This window comes from Arthrobacter sp. CAU 1506 (assembly GCF_005047635.1).
Lineage (GTDB): Bacteria > Actinomycetota > Actinomycetes > Actinomycetales > Micrococcaceae > Crystallibacter.
The window spans coordinates 24,477-39,517 of sequence record NZ_SUKC01000003.1 but is presented as its reverse complement, the minus strand read 5'-3'; the positions used below and the strand labels follow the sequence as shown (position 1 = coordinate 39,517).

Here is a 15,041-nt window from a genome sequence, read left to right as displayed (position 1 = left end):
CCTTTTCGGGGGTTCCGGGCCTTCTTCTATGCTGTGTGAGCCAAAGCTGTGCCGGCTACTGCTGGCGGGCCAGCGCTCCGGCCACCAGGAACGCCATCTCCAGCGACTGCATGTGGTTCAGCCGCGGATCGCACACGGACTCGTAGCGGTCCAGGAAGGCGTTCTGGTCGATCGGGTCTGCACCGCCGAGGCACTCGGCCACGTCGTCGCCGGTCATTTCCACGTGCAGGCCGCCGGGGAATGTTCCGAGTTCGTGGTGAACATCGAAGAAGCCGCGCACTTCGTCGATCACGTCGTCGAAGTTCCGGGTCTTGTAGCCGTTCGGCGAGGTGACGGTGTTGCCGTGCATCGGATCGGTCACCCACAGCACCTTGGCGCCGCTGTCCGTGACCCGCTTGACCAGTTCCGGCAGCTTCTGGCGGATGTTGCCGGCGCCCATCCGGGTGATGAAGGTCAGCCGTCCGGGCTCGCGTTCCGGATCCAACTTGTCGATCAGCCGCAGGGCGTCGTCCGCCGAGCTGTTCGGTCCCAGCTTGACCCCGATCGGGTTGCGGACCTTGGACAGGAATTCCACGTGGGCGCCATCCAGCTGCCGGGTGCGTTCGCCGATCCAGAGGAAGTGCCCGGAGGTGTTGTAGGGCAGGCCGGTGCGCGAGTCGATGCGCGTCAGCGCCCGCTCATAGTCCAGCACCAGCGCTTCATGGCTGGCGAAGAATTCCACCCGCTTGAGCGCATCGAAATCGGCTCCGCAGGCATCCATGAATTTCACCGCGCGGTCAATTTCGCGGGCGAGCGATTCGTACCGGGAATGTGCCGGGTTGGCCGTGAAGCCCTTGTTCCAGTGGTGCACCAGCCGCAGGTCGGCGAACCCGCCCTGGGTGAAAGCGCGGATCAGGTTCAGCGTGGAGGCGGACGTGTGATACGCCTGCACCATCCGGCTGGCGTCGTGCGCGCGGGACTCGGGCGTGAAGTCGAACCCGTTGACCATGTCGCCGCGGTAGGCCGGCAGCGTCACGCCCTCGCGGGTCTCGTCGTTGGACGAACGCGGCTTGGCGAACTGGCCTGCCATCCTGCCCATTTTGATCACGGGCAACGAGGCGCCGTAGGTGAGCACCACCGCCATCTGCAGAATGGTTTTGACCCGCGCACTGATCTTGTCAGCCGTGGCTCCGCCGAAGGTCTCGGCGCAGTCCCCGCCCTGGAGCAGGAACGCCTTGCCGTCGGCGGCTTGGGCCAGACGCTCGCGCAGGACGTCGACCTCGCCGGCGAAGACCAGCGGCGGAAGGGTGTTCAGCTCGGCGACGGCGGAGGCATGGACCGTGTCGTCGTGCCAGCTGGGCTGCTGCACCACCGGCAGCTCGCGCCAGTCATCCAGACCGGGGTAGTTCGCTGCCGTGGGCAGCTGGTCGGGAACGGAAGCAGTGAAGGTTGTATCGGTCACGACTCAATCGTAGACCGCGGCTCTGCCCGGATTCATGTGGAGAAGTCATGCGCCGCCGGGCTGCCGTCACATTGCGGCCGGAGTTAGCGCGGGCTGTCCTGCCCGGACTCCAAGGCTGTGCCGCCGCTCTCGCCAAGCCCGGCTGCATCGGGTCGAGGGTCGGCGGCCCCACCGGCTGCATCCTTCCGCCCGGCTACACCCCCGGCCACACCCCCTGCTGCGTTCCCGGGTGCCGCATCTGAGGGCGCGGTGCCGGAAGCGGCGGAGGCGGGGGCGTCTGACGCGGCGGCGGAAGGTGCCGCTGCAGTGTCGCCGGAAGTTGGCCCGGCTGCTCCGGGCTTCCCCTGATCGGGCGCGGGAGGAGTGGGTACCTCGGCAGGAGCCGCTGCACCGATCACCGTGATCGCACCGGGAGCCTTGGTCTGCGGCGGTTCAGGCTGCTCCTTGGGCAGTCCGACGGCGGTCTGCCGCTGGCTCTCCCCCCGTGCGGGTTTGCGTGCCGATTGCCGCGCTTTGACCGTGCTGGCGTACGAGTCGACGTATTCCTGTCCGGAGAGCCGCATGATCTCGTACATGATCTCGTCGGTAACCGAGCGCTGGATGAACCGGTCGTCTTCCAGACCTTGATAGCGAGAGAAATCCAGCGGCTTGCCCATGATGATGCCCACCCGGCGGATGTTGGGGATTCGGCGGCCGATCGGCTGGACCTTGTCCGTGCCGATCATGGCTACCGGAATCACCGGCACTCCGGTGCTCAGCACCAGCTTGGCCACGCCGGTCTTGCCACGGTACAGCTTGCCGTCCGGCGACCGGGTGCCTTCCGGGTAGATGCCCAGCAGTCCGCCCTCCTGCAGCGCGTCCCGTCCGGCCAGCAGGGACGTAGCCGAGGCTGCCCCGCCGGAGCGGTCCATCGGCAGCTGGTTGGTCATCTTGAAGAACGCCGCGGTGAGCTTGCCCTTGAGGCCCTTACCAGTGAAGTATTCGCTCTTCGCCAGGAACACCACCGGCCGGGATACCGCCAGTGGCAGGAAAATCGAATCGGAAAAGGAAAGATGGTTACTGGCCAACACGGCGGGCCCGGTATCCGGAATGTTGTCCAGGCCCTTGACCCACGGCCGGAAGAGCAGGCGAACCACCGGCCCCACGACAATGGTCTTCATAAACCAGTAGAACACGTGTGCCTTTCCATTCCGCCGCCGCAGGCCGCATATCAATTCCGTTTGAGACTCTACTCCAGCTTGGCGTCTGTGTGGCTGCGCCGCGTGCAACGCCGGAAAGGAAGAGCACGGCAATCAATGGCCGAACGGCTCCCATAATGACACGATAGTGCCATGACTTCTGCTCTCGACGGGGCGTTCTCCAGCTCCGGGCACGGCCCCAATTCCCGGGTGGGCGTGGTGCTGCTGCATGGCTTCACCGGTTCCCCCCGCAGCATGCGGGGCTGGGCGGAGAGCTTGGCCGATGCCGGCTTCGCGGTGCGGCTGCCCTTGCTGCCCGGCCACGGCACCACGTGGCAGGATCTGGGTGCGTCGCGCTGGCAAAGCTGGTACGGGGCGGCCGAGCAGGCTTTCGCCGAACTCGCCCGCGAGCGCAGCCAGGTCTTCGTTGCCGGTTTGTCCATGGGCGGCGCCCTCGCGCTGCGGCTGGCTGCGCACCGTCCGGTCACCGGCGTGGTGCTGGTGAACCCGGGACTGACCATCGCGGATCCGCGGGCGCCGTTCACCGGGCTGATGAAGTACGTCCTGAAGTCGGTGCCGGCCATCGGCAATGACATCAACCTGCCGGGCATTGATGAGGGCGCGTACGACCGCACCCCGGTGGCGGCCGCCCACCAGCTCGGACAACTCTTCAAGGCAGTGGTGGCAGACCTGCCGCGTGTCACCGCTCCGACGCTGGTGTTCCGCTCCGCGGTGGACCATATTGTGCCCGAGTCGTCCATGCGCGTGCTGCGCCGCCGCATCGGCACTGCCCGGCTGGAGGTGGTGCCGCTCGCGGACAGCTACCACGTGGCCACCATGGACCATGATGCCCAGCTGATCTACCGCCGATCGGCGGAGTTCATCCAGGCCATCGCGGCCACGTCACCAACCCCCACAGGAGCCACCCGTGCCGGAGCGTGATCAGGACCGGGACGACGCCGTCTGGAAGGATCTGGTAGCCAGGCTGGAAGAGACCGACTCCGGAACCGCAGACCGCCCCCTTCCGGACCAGCCGGCAGCGGACAGCGGTACGGATGCCCAACGCCTCCGGGCTATCTTCGAGAACCGCCTGCCGGAGGTCCCCTCGCCGGGCACTCCCTCCGGCCCACGGGACTACTTTGTTGAGGAACCGGACGACGACGAGGGCTACGTACCGCCGGAGCCGGAACCACTGGGGGCCGGTGAGCCGCTGCTGGTGCTGGCGTGGATCGGCGCCGTGGGATCGCCGCTGGGCCTGCTGCTGACCGCCATGCTGTGGCGCGACGCGCCCTTCGCAGCGGTGTTGGGAATGGTGGTCCTCTTCGTGGCATCCGCGGTCTACCTGCTCTTCCGGCTGCCGCAGGAACGCGACGGGTACGACGACGGGGCCCGCGTCTGAACCTGCCGACGCCGGAATCAGCCGGCAGCAGCCCGGGCGAGGTCGGCGGCACCGATCATTCCGGCCTTCGGCCCCAGCGCAGCCAGCCGGACGTCCGCCAGCGGGCGGAAGCCCCGCCCGGTCAGGTTCCGTTGCAGCGCATGGCGGGCCGGCTGCAGCAGCAACTCGCCGGCTTCGCACAGTCCCCCGCCGATCACAAACACGCCTGGATCCAGCGCTGCGGCCAGATTGGCCAACCCCAGCCCCAGCCATTCGCCGGTCTCTTCCAGCAACCGCACACTGGCAGGATCGGCCCGCTTGGCCTGCTCCGTCACCACGGCACCGGTGATATCGTCCACCACGCCGCCCGCCGCCTGCAGCCACCGCTGGGCCACGGGTGAATTTGCTGCCGCCAGTTCCCTCGCCTCGCGGCCCAAGGCGTTACCGGAAGCATATTGCTCCCAGCAGCCGCGGTTCCCGCACGCGCAGCGGTGTCCCCCGGGCATGATGACCTGATGCCCGAACTCGCCCGCTACACCCCAACGCCCCCGCTCCAGCCGGCCGTCCATCACCATGGCTCCGCCGATGCCGGTGCCCAAGGTGATGCACACCAGTCGCGGCTCGGACCGGCCCGCGCCAAACCGGAACTCGCCCCAGGCGGCGGCGTCGGCGTCGTTGACGACCGTGACGGGCCGGCGCAGCAGGGTTTCCAGGTTGTTCCGCAGCGGTTCGTTCCGCCAGGCCAGGTGCGGGCTGAACAACACGGTGCCGCCGGAGAGGTCCATCCAGCCCGCCGCTCCAACGCCTACGGCCACTACCTGGTGCTCCGCCGCCACGTCTTGCACCAGCGCCGCGATAAGTCTTTCCACGTCCCGCGGATCGTGGCCCGGGGTTGGCCGGACCAGCTCCGCGATCACGTTTCCGGAACCATCGACGACGCCGGCCGCCACCTTGGTGCCGCCGATATCGATCCCCACCGCCAGTCCGTTGCTCTCCACAGCACCATCGTAGGCAAGCCGAGCCCGTGGACCGGGCAGCGGGAAGAGGAAGGACCGTTACCGTTTCGTAGGTTACCTGCCGGTAAGCACTGTGATTTAGGTTATAGGCTAAAGACAACCTCCGGCAGGGAGGATGAGCAGAGCTGGCCACAGCTGAAGTAGTGAGGAGCTAACGTGCGCGAATACAGCGTGCCCGTCCTGGTTGACGTTCCGCGGGATGCCAACATCGCCGATCTGGTGGTTGAGCAAGCGCAGAAGGCATCAAACCCGGCCTTGTTTTCCCGCAAGGACGCGTCCGGGACATGGCAGGACATCCGTGCCACCGACTTCCTCGCGGACGTGACTCAGCTGGCCAAGGGGCTCATCTCCAGCGGCGTCCAGCCGGGCCAGCGCGTGGGCATCATGGCCCGCACTCGCTATGAATGGTCGCTGGTGGACTTCGCCATTTGGTTCGCGGGCGCCGTGTCGGTGCCGATCTATGAGACCTCCTCCCCCAGCCAGATCGCGTGGATCCTGGGCGACTCCGGCGCGGTGGCAGTGTTCGCCGAAAGCGCCGCCCATGAGGCCAAGGTGCGCCGGGCCGCCCTCGACGAGGGGCTGGAAAACCTGAAGCATGTGTGGCAGCTGGACGAAGAATCCCTGGACGGGCTCCGCACCGCAGGCAACGATGTACCGGATGCCGACGTGGAGGAACGCCGCAGCGCAGCCGGCCTCGACGATCTGGCCACGATTATCTACACTTCCGGCACCACCGGCCGGCCCAAGGGCTGCGAACTGACCCACGGGAACTTCGTGGAGCTGTCCAAGAACGCCGCCGCGGCCCTGCCCGATGTTGCCCACGAAGGCGCCCAGACCATCATGTTCCTGCCGCTGGCCCACGTCTTCGCGCGGTTTATCTCCGTGCTCTGCGTTGCCGCCGGCGCCACAGTGGCGCACACCCCGGACATCAAGAACCTGCTGCCCGACCTGCAGAGTTACCGGCCCACCTTCATCCTGGCCGTGCCGCGTGTCTTCGAGAAGGTCTACAACAGCTCCATGCTGAAGGCAGAGGATGGCGGCAAGGGCAAAATCTTCCACGCCGCCGCGGACGCTGCGGTCGCCTGGTCACGGGCCGACGCCGCCGGCAAGGTACCGCTGACGCTCAAGCTCAAGCACAAGCTCTTCGACAAGCTGGTGTACCACAAGATCCGCGAAGCCATGGGCGGCCGGGTCGAGCACGCAGTCTCCGGCGGCGGCCCGCTGGGCGAACGGCTGGGGCATTTCTTCCATGGCATTGGCCTGCTGGTGCTGGAAGGTTACGGGCTCACCGAAACCACGGCGCCGGTCTCCGTCAACACACCCCAGCTGGTCAAGATCGGCACCGTCGGGGCCCCGCTGCCCGGCAATGCTGTCAAGATTGCCGACGACGGCGAGATCCTCGCCAAGGGCGTCTGCGTGCTCCGCGGCTACTACAACCGCCCGGACCTCACTGCCGAGGCCTTCAACGACGGCTGGTTCCGCACCGGCGACATCGGCGAACTGGACGCGGACGGTTTCCTGAGCATCACCGGCCGGAAGAAGGAAATCATCGTCACGGCCAGCGGCAAGAACGTTGTCCCGGCATTGCTTGAAGACCAGATCCGCGCCGATGCCCTGGTGTCCCAATGTGTGGTGATCGGCGACAACCGCCCGTTCATTTCCGCCCTCGTCACGCTGGACGAGGAAGCCCTTCCCGGCTGGCTGGAACGCCACGGGCTGCCGGCCACCACCACCATGGAACAGGCGGCCAACCACGAAGCGGTGAAGGCCACCATCCAGTCGCTGATCGATCAGGCCAATCAGTCGGTCTCCCAGGCGGAGGGAATCAAGGCCTTCCGCGTCATTCCGTCCGACTTCACCGAGGCGTCCGGTCACCTGACGCCGTCGCTGAAGATCAAACGGGCACAGGTCCTGGCCGATTTCGACGAGTATGTGGAGCAGATCTACACCAGCGTCCGGCAATAACCACGCTGGAATGACGGAAGGGCTGCCGCTGTACAGCGGCAGCCCTTCCGTCTTCTGTCTGGCCGTTCGGCGGAGCGGCTGTCCGGCTACGCCGGGTCGATGACCAGCAGCAGATCGCCGCCCTGGACCTGCTCGACGGCGGAGACCGCCAGCCGCGCTACCGTGCCCGCGGCCGGCGCCGTGATGCCGGCTTCCATCTTCATCGCCTCGATGGTGGCCACGGTGTCGCCGGTCTTGATCACGTCCCCGGGCTTGACGACGACCGTGACCGCGCCGGCAAACGGTGCCGCTACATGCCCGGGCTGTCCGGGATCGGCCTTCTCCGCAACCTTGACCTCTGATTCGACACTGCGGTCGCGCACCATGACGTTGCGCTGCTGGCCGTTGAGCGTGCAATGCACGGTGCGCATGCCCTTCTCATCCGGCTCGGAGATGGCGCCGAGCATGGCAATCAACCGGACGCCCTTTTCGAGCGCGATCACATGCTCGGACCCTGGCTGCAATCCGTAGAGGTAGTCCAGGGTGTCCAGCACGGAAACGTCCCCGTACGTCTCCCGGGTCTTCTCGAATTCCTTGGCCGGGCCGGCAAAGAGCAGCCGGTTGAGGGTGGCCCGCCGGGTGGCCGGATCCGCGGCCAATGCTGCCGAATCCTCCGCGGACAGCTCCTCGTTGCGGGGCTTGGGGTTGCGGCCTTCCAAGGCTTTCGTACGGAATGGCTCGGGCCAGCCGCCGGGCGGGTCACCCAGTTCGCCGGAGAGGAAGCCGATCACCGAGTCCGGGATGTCATACTTCCGCGGGTCGGCCGCAAAGTCCTCCGGGTCAACGTTGGAGCCCACCAGCTGCAGGGCCAGGTCCCCCACCACCTTGGACGACGGAGTGACCTTCACCAGGCGGCCCAGGATCTTGTCGGCAGCCGAGTACATGTCCTCGATCGCCTCGAACCGTTCCCCGAGCCCCAGCGCAATGGCTTGCTGCCGCAGGTTGGATAGCTGGCCGCCCGGAATCTCGTGGGCATACACCCGGCCGGTCGGCCCCGGCAGCCCTGACTCAAACGGAGCATAGACGCGGCGTACCGCTTCCCAGTACGGTTCCAGCGATCCCACCGCAGCCAAGTCCAGGCCGGTGTCGCGTTCGGTGTGCGCCAAGGCTGCGACCAACGCCGACATCGAGGGCTGGCTGGTGGTGCCGGCCATCGACGCGCTGGCTGCGTCGACCGCGTCCACTCCGGCCTCGACGGCAGCCAACAGCGTGGCCAGCTGTCCGCCGGCAGTGTCGTGGGTGTGCAGGTGCACCGGGAGATCGAACCGTTCGCGCAGCGCCGAGACCAGCTTGGCGGCAGCCGCCGGCCGCAGGAGGCCGGCCATGTCCTTGATCGCCAGGATGTGGGCCCCGGCCGCCACAATCCGGTCGGCCAGGTCCAGGTAGTAATCCAGGGTGTAGAGGTCCTCAGCGGGGTCCAGCAGGTCGCCGGTGTAGCAAAGCGCAACTTCAGCCACGGCCGTTCCGGTCTCCCGCACGGCCCGGATGGCCGGTTCCATCTGCGAGACATCGTTGAGCGCATCGAAAATCCGGAAAATGTCGATTCCGGTGGAGGCCGCTTCCCGGACGAACGCCGTGGTGACCTCCTCCGGGTACGGCGTGTAGCCCACCGTGTTCCGGCCGCGGAGCAACATCTGCAGGCAGATGTTTGGCATCGCCTGGCGCAGCGCCGCCAGCCGTTCCCACGGGTCCTCACCCAGGAACCGCAGCGCCACGTCGTAGGTCGCCCCGCCCCAGGCCTCCACCGACAGCAGCTGGGGGGTCAGGGCCGACACGGCTGGTGCGGCGTTGAGCAGGTCTTTGGTACGCACGCGGGTGGCCAGCAGAGACTGGTGCGCATCGCGGAAGGTCGTATCCGTGACCGCCACTGCTGTTTGGGCCCGCAGTTCGGCAGCAAACTTCTCCGGGCCCAGCCGTTGCAGCCGCTGCCGCGACCCCGCCGCCGGGACCGCGGTCAGCGAGCCGGTTGCCTCGAGCGCCTGCCGCGCCGGTTCGGGCAGCTTCTCCACCGGCGCGGTGGCCACCGGAAGCTCACCGTTCGGCTTGTTGACGGTGACATCCGCCAGCCAGGTCAACAGCTTGGTGCCGCGGTCAGCGGAGACCCGGGCCTTGAGCAACTCCGGCCGTTCGTCAATGAAGGATGTGGCCACGTTCCCGGCCAGGAAATCCTGGTCTTCCAGCACAGCCTGCAGGAACGGGATGTTCGTGGAGACGCCGCGGATCCGGAACTCGGCCAACGCACGCTTGGCGCGTGCCGCCGCCGTCGCAAAATCCCGGCCGCGGCAGGTGAGCTTGACCAACATCGAGTCGAAGTGCGGGCTGATCTCGGCGCCGGTGTAGATGGTTCCGCCGTCCAACCGGACGCCTGCCCCACCCGCGGAGCGGTAGGCAGTGATCTTGCCGACGTCGGGCCGGAAGCCGTTGGCCGGATCCTCAGTGGTGATCCGGGACTGCATGGCGGCGCCGTTGATGGACACGGTCTCCTGGGACAATCCCAGATCCGCCAAGCTTTCACCGGCGGCAATGCGCAGCTGGGACTGCACCAAGTCGACGTCGGTGATCTCCTCGGTGACCGTATGCTCCACCTGGATCCGGGGGTTCATCTCAATGAAGACGTGTTGTCCGGCCCGTTCGCCCACGGTGTCCACGAGGAACTCGACCGTGCCGGCGTTGGTGTAACCGAGTGCCTCGGCGAATTTCACTGCATCCCGGTACAACGCCTGTCGGATGTTCTCGTCCAGGTTGGGTGCGGGCGCGATCTCGATGACCTTCTGGTGCCGGCGCTGCAGCGAACAATCGCGTTCGAAGAGGTGCATGACGTTGCCCTGCCCGTCGGCGAGGATCTGCACTTCGATGTGGCGCGGCCGCAGCACAGCCTGCTCCAGGAAAACGGTGGGGTCGCCGAAGGCGGTGTCGGCTTCGCGCATGGCGGCCGCGAGTGCTTCCGGTAGGTCCTTCCGGTCATCGACCCGGCGCATGCCGCGCCCGCCGCCACCGGCCACGGCCTTGACGAAGATCGGGAAGCCAATCTCCTCGGCCTCGGCCAGCAATTTCTCCGTATCTGAGCTGGGGTCGGTGGACTTCAGCACCGGGATCCCGGCCTTGCGCGCTGCCTGCAGGGCGTGGACCTTGTGTCCGGCGAGCTCGAGCACGTCGGCCTTGGGCCCGACGAAGGTTATTCCCGATCCGGCAGCTGCACGGGCCAGTTCGGGATTCTCGGACAAGAACCCGTAGCCGGGGTAAATGGCGTCCGCCCCGGATTCCTTGGCTACCCGGATGATCTCGTTGATGTCGAGGTACGCCCGCACGGGGTGCCCGGGCTCGCCGATCAGATACGCTTCGTCGGCTTTCTGCCGGTGGATCGAATTGCGGTCCTCATGCGGGAACACCGCCACTGTCTTCGCACCCAGTTCATAGGCCGCGCGGAAAGCCCTGATGGCGATTTCGCCACGGTTGGCTACCAGGATCTTAGAGAACATTTCACTCCTGCATCATTGCCGGGTCCGGACTGGGGATTGAGGCACGACCGTCCGGCGCCGGAGCCGGCGGACGCAGTGAGCCAAGTCTCACGGACGGCCCGTAGAACTGGCAAGCCAGTGTTGCACAGATCACCCCCGGGCCGTCGTTCGAGGCCCGCATGTTACGGCACCGCGGCGGCAGCCGAAGAGAAACACCGCCGGGCCGCGCCGATGGCACAGTCTGCTGTGGCGCTCCACCTATGATGGATAGGGTGCCGTGAATACTTATCCGGCGCGGAAGCCCCACGACTCGATACGTTAGGTTTTGGTTTTTACGTGCAAGTAGTGAGCATCAGCAGCCTCAAGGGCGGGGTCGGCAAGACCTCAGTCACGCTGGGCCTGGCCTCTGCGGCGCTGGCAGCGGGAATTCCCACCCTGGTCATCGACTTGGATCCGCACGCTGATGCCACTACGGGGCTTGGCGTCAAGCCGTCCAACCAAACCGACATCGGCCGGCTGCTCAAGAATGCGCGCAAAGCCGATCTTTCCGCGAACGCAGCGCCGAGCGGATGGGTGGCGGCTGCAGAATCCAGCCCGGCCTCATCCTCGGGCCGGACGGTCCTCGACGTCGCGGTCGGCTCGGCCTACTCCGGCATCTATGACCGCCCGGATTTGAGCCGCCGCGATCTGCGTCGGCTGTCCACCGTGCTCTCGCGCGTGAATGGCTACTCACTGGTGCTGATTGACTGCCCGCCGTCCCTCAACGGCCTGACGCGGATGGCGTGGACCGCCAGCAACCGGGTGCTCTTGGTGGCCGAGCCCAGCCTCTTCTCGGTGGCCGGTACCGAACGCACCATGCGGGCGATCGACCTGTTCCGAGAGGAATTCGCGCCGGACCTCAAAACCGCTGGCGTGGTCGCCAACCGCGTGCGGCCCAGCTCCAACGAGCACAGCTACCGGTTGGCGGAAATGAAGACCATGTTCGGCGACCTGCTGCTCTCCCCCACCATCGTGGAACAGGCTAACTGGCAGCAGATCCAAGGTGCCGCGCATTCGGTCCACCAGTGGCCCGGTGAATCAGCCAGGCACGCCGCCTCGCTCTTCGACGACCTGCTCAAGAACATTACTGATTCGGGCCGGATGCGCAGCCGTGCCTTGCGCCGCCAGCCCAGCTGAAACCACCCGGCTGAAACGACCCAGCTGAAACGACACTAGGCGGCCCGCGCAGGGAACCGCCGAAAACCGACCAAAACAGCGGGAGGGGCTCCGAACCCGGAGCCCCTCCCGCTGTAGTTACGCCTTAGTAGGTCAGCTAATTTTGCGCGCTGCGCGCCTACGGCTCAGTTCGTCGTCATGGAACTCAGGCTGTTCGGCAGCGTGTTCGCTGGGGAGTTCTGCGAGGCTGCCCTCGACTTCCCGCCATACCCGGCCCACTGCAATGCCGAAGACGCCCTGTCCGCCCTGCACGAGGTCGATGACTTCGTCGGCGGAGGTGCACTCGTACACGCTGGCCCCGTCGCTCATCAGGGTGATCTGCGCCAGGTCTTCTACCCCGCGTTCCCGCAGGTGCTCAACAGCAGTCCGGATCTGCTGCAGCGAAACCCCGGTGTCGAGCAGGCGCTTAACCACCTTCAGGACCAGGATGTCGCGGAAGCTGTAGAGGCGCTGGGAGCCGGAGCCGGAGGCGCCACGGACGGCGGGTTCCACCAGGCCGGTACGGGCCCAGTAGTCCAACTGCCGGTAAGTGATGCCGGCAGCCTTGCACGCTGTGGGTCCGCGGTAACCGGCGTCCTCATCCAGCACGGGCAAGTCTTCGGTGAACAGCAGGCCCTGGGCGCTAGCGGGTATGGCAGCACCGGTCGTTCGAGCGTGCGGCATCTCGCCTGCATCACCTTTAGGACTCACGTGAACCCTCCTTGTCGAAGTTCCCTGCGGGGAAGTGAGCATCGCCGTCAGCCCAGAGGTCTGGTCTAAGTCTGCCTTGAGTTGGCCTGCGGTGCAATGGGAACTGTATGCTTCGACGTTAGAACGGCCGGGGCCGCCGGTCAAAGATGCTGGCACTTTTGCTGCGGCGTGTCGGATCCGGTTCCCGTGGACCGCCCGGTTTGAACCGGGGAACCGGGCCCCGGCAAGGCTGATTCTCAGCCTATTTTTCGAAGTCTTCGGGCTCCACGTCGGCCAGGAATTCGCGGAACTGGCGCAGTTGGCTTTCCGCGTTGTCCTGTGCCTCGCCGCCGGATTCCTCGTCGTCGGAGGCCTCGGCGATCTTGACCCCTGCCTCCTCCATCACCTCGTCCGCACAGTAAATGGGGCACGGTACGCGCAAGGCCACAGCGATGGCGTCCGAGGCACGGGAGCTGACTGTAGCGCCGCCGTCGAAAACCAACTCGGCGAAGAAGACCGTGTCCTGGACGGTGACCAGGCGGACTTCGGTGATGCGTCGGCCCAAAGCCTCCACCACATCGTTCAGCAGGTCGTGCGTCATGGGGCGCGGCGGTTTGATGCCTTGCTGGGCGAACGCGATGGCGCTGGCTTCCGGCGCGCCGATCCAGATGGGAATATGACGTTCCCCGTCGGTTTCCTTCAGCAGCACCAGCGGCTGGTTCGAGGGAAGCTCGATGCGGACTCCGACTACTTCTAGTTCGAGCATGGCTCCTCCGTTTCAGCGCTCCATCTGCGCCAAATGCCCGTGGACCAGGGCAGTGTGCAGATTCAGGCACAGATCGCTGATTTCCTTGGCGGTTTCCGCGGCACGCGCACGGGAGGCGACATCGCGGCGGGACGCCAACGGCGCCACGGCACGCTCCACCAGCCCCACTTCGCGGTCCGCCGCGGCCCGGAACGATCGGAGGTGCCGCGGTTCGATTCCGTGGCTGCCCAACTGCATGCACGCGCGAACCACCTTGAGCGCGTGTTCATCGAACCGCTCTTCCTGCTCGTGGATCAGGCCGTAGGCGAGCAGATCGTCCATCAACTCCGTCGAGGCTCCGCTGACCTGCAGCAGTTCCCCCCTGGTCAGCGCCCGGCCGCGGCCATTCAATTCAGCGGCCAGCGGGTCGGACACCATCCGGGGCGAGAGCGTCATTCCGCCCGGCAGCGCATCCGGCCGCTCGCCGCGGTCGATCGCATCCAGGTAGTCCTTGATCACCTTCAGCGGCAGATACTGGTCACGCTGCAATGCCAGCACAAAACGGAGCCGCTCCACGTCTTGGCCGGTGTATTTCCGGTAGCCGGCCGGCGTGCGCTGCGGGCTGATCAGGCCCTTTTCCTCCAGGAACCGGATCTTGGAGGCGCTGATCTGCGGGAAGTCGTCCGTCAGCTGCTGCAGCACCTCACCGATATTGAGGACGCTGCTGCGGTAGCCCTCCCGGGACGACCCGAGCGTGCGCCGCGCTGGCTGGGACGCGGGCACCGGTTAGCCCTGCCCCTTTGCCGCCGTGCCTGCATAGAAGGTCAGGCGGAACTTGCCGATCTGGACTTCATTGCCGGTCCGCAACTGCAAGCTATCCACCCGGTCGTTATTCACGTAGGTGCCGTTGAGGCTGCCCGAGTCCACGACCATGAAGCCGTCGCCCGACCGGCGGAATTCAACGTGCTTGCGGGAGACCGTCACATCGTCCAGGAAGATGTCCGCATCCGGGTGCCGGCCAGCCGTGGTGACGTCCTGGTCCAGCAGGAACCGCGCTCCGGCATTAGGGCCACCGTGGGCAATCAGCAGCGCCGACCCTGCCGGCAACGCTGCCACCGATGCTTCCTCCTCGGGGCTGAGCATCGGTTTGGCTGCGTGGACCAGGGTCTGCGGCGGCAAAAAGATGGATGTGGTTTCCGCATTCGCCTCCGGGTGCCGGCCGTCGCCGTTCCCGCTGTTCGTGGCGTTGCGAGCGTCGCCCACCATCAATAGATCCTCCGTAAAAATGTAGCGGCCAACCGGTCAAAGACCGGCTGGCCGTGGATTGGTACCGGTAGCTCTAGCCTACCTGCTGTTCATACTCCGGGGCACTGAGCAGGGTCTCGAGTGCTCCCGGATCCGAAAGCTTGACCTCCAGCAGCCAGCCCTCCCCGTACGGGTCGGAGTTGATCAGTGCCGGATCGGACTCCAGCGCGTCGTTGACGGCCACGACTTCGCCGCTGACCGGAGCGTAAATGTCGCTCACGCTCTTGGTCGATTCCACTTCGCCAACGACGTCGTTGGCGGTGATGGAGGAGCCGGCTTCCGGCATCTGCACATAGACCACGTCGCCGAGGGCGTCTTGGGCAAAGTCGGTGATGCCCAGGCGCACAGTGCCCTCGGCATCGGCGGCAGCCACCCACTCATGCTCAGCGGTGTACTTCAGGTCGGCGGGAATGTTGCTCATCGGTTGCCTTTCTCGCACCAAGGACGTCCAGTTGCTGCAGGCAAGGAAGCGAATTCCCCACCATCGCTGAAAGTATAGGCACACAAGGCCCCGCACAAGCTAATGAGAAAGATACCGGCGACATCTGGGCCCAAGAACCGGCGGCCACACGCTATCCTCACCGCATAACCTCGGCTGTCCGGATCAGAGGATGGGTGGCCTGCACCCGGTG

The 15,041-nt window shown here is 66.2% G+C and carries 12 protein-coding genes and 1 pseudogene; 4 read left to right on the top strand and 9 right to left on the bottom strand.

The annotated features are described in order from the left end of the window. Positions 1-55 precede the first annotated feature (55 nt). Together E4J89_RS05220 and E4J89_RS05215 are read right to left on the bottom strand one after the other, a co-directional pair. Positions 56-1,441 (bottom strand): 3-deoxy-7-phosphoheptulonate synthase class II, encoded by a 1,386-nt coding sequence (locus E4J89_RS05220; RefSeq protein ID WP_136785055.1) that lies wholly within the window; start codon positions 1,439-1,441, stop codon positions 56-58. A gap of 506 nt (positions 1,442-1,947) precedes the next feature. Continuing rightward, a pseudogene (locus E4J89_RS05215) lies at positions 1,948-2,616 on the bottom strand (lysophospholipid acyltransferase family protein); the annotation flags it as partial. Between the two features lie 156 nt (positions 2,617-2,772). On the opposite strand from E4J89_RS05215, the gene E4J89_RS05210 reads away from it, so the two are divergent. Beyond that, a complete protein-coding gene (locus E4J89_RS05210) occupies positions 2,773-3,561 on the top strand; it encodes an alpha/beta fold hydrolase (protein ID WP_136785054.1) in 789 nt (262 codons plus the stop codon). Next, positions 3,548-4,018: a CvpA family protein gene (locus E4J89_RS05205; RefSeq protein WP_136785053.1), complete on the top strand. Its 471-nt coding sequence runs from the start codon at positions 3,548-3,550 to the stop codon at positions 4,016-4,018. Before E4J89_RS05210 ends, E4J89_RS05205 begins: the two co-directional genes overlap by 14 nt. Positions 4,019-4,035: 17 nt before the next feature. Here E4J89_RS05205 and E4J89_RS05200 read toward each other — a convergent pair whose 3' ends face one another. Then, entirely contained in the window at positions 4,036-4,995 is a 960-nt protein-coding gene (locus E4J89_RS05200; protein ID WP_240691725.1) for an ROK family glucokinase, read from the bottom strand. Between the two features lie 174 nt (positions 4,996-5,169). Between E4J89_RS05200 and E4J89_RS05195 the strand changes: the two genes are divergently transcribed. Further along, entirely contained in the window at positions 5,170-6,978 is a 1,809-nt protein-coding gene (locus E4J89_RS05195) for an AMP-dependent synthetase/ligase (protein ID WP_136785051.1), read from the top strand. Positions 6,979-7,064: 86 nt separating this feature from the next. Here the strand turns inward: E4J89_RS05195 and E4J89_RS05190 are convergent, their stop codons facing one another. Next, positions 7,065-10,496, bottom strand: coding sequence for a pyruvate carboxylase (locus tag E4J89_RS05190; RefSeq protein WP_136785050.1), 3,432 nt, complete (start codon positions 10,494-10,496; stop codon positions 7,065-7,067). Between the two features lie 315 nt (positions 10,497-10,811). Between E4J89_RS05190 and E4J89_RS05185 the strand changes: the two genes are divergently transcribed. Then, complete coding sequence (locus E4J89_RS05185) at positions 10,812-11,651, top strand: ParA family protein (RefSeq protein WP_136785049.1); 840 nt, start codon at positions 10,812-10,814, stop codon at positions 11,649-11,651. 132 nt (positions 11,652-11,783) lie between these two features. On the opposite strand, the gene E4J89_RS05180 is transcribed toward E4J89_RS05185, so the two are convergent. The 5 genes from E4J89_RS05180 to gcvH form a co-directional block, all read right to left on the bottom strand. After that, a complete protein-coding gene (locus tag E4J89_RS05180) occupies positions 11,784-12,380 on the bottom strand; it encodes a MerR family transcriptional regulator (protein ID WP_127514479.1) in 597 nt (198 codons plus the stop codon). 241 nt (positions 12,381-12,621) lie between these two features. Then, complete coding sequence (locus tag E4J89_RS05175) at positions 12,622-13,125, bottom strand: bifunctional nuclease family protein (protein ID WP_136785048.1); 504 nt, start codon at positions 13,123-13,125, stop codon at positions 12,622-12,624. Positions 13,126-13,137: 12 nt separating this feature from the next. After that, positions 13,138-13,794 (bottom strand): MerR family transcriptional regulator, encoded by a 657-nt coding sequence (locus E4J89_RS05170; protein WP_240691744.1) that lies wholly within the window; start codon positions 13,792-13,794, stop codon positions 13,138-13,140. Positions 13,795-13,890: 96 nt separating this feature from the next. Beyond that, positions 13,891-14,370, bottom strand: coding sequence for an FHA domain-containing protein (locus E4J89_RS05165; protein WP_136785046.1), 480 nt, complete (start codon positions 14,368-14,370; stop codon positions 13,891-13,893). A gap of 73 nt (positions 14,371-14,443) precedes the next feature. Continuing rightward, positions 14,444-14,830, bottom strand: coding sequence for a glycine cleavage system protein GcvH (gene gcvH, locus E4J89_RS05160; RefSeq protein ID WP_127514488.1), 387 nt, complete (start codon positions 14,828-14,830; stop codon positions 14,444-14,446). Between the last annotated feature and the right edge of the window lie 211 nt (positions 14,831-15,041).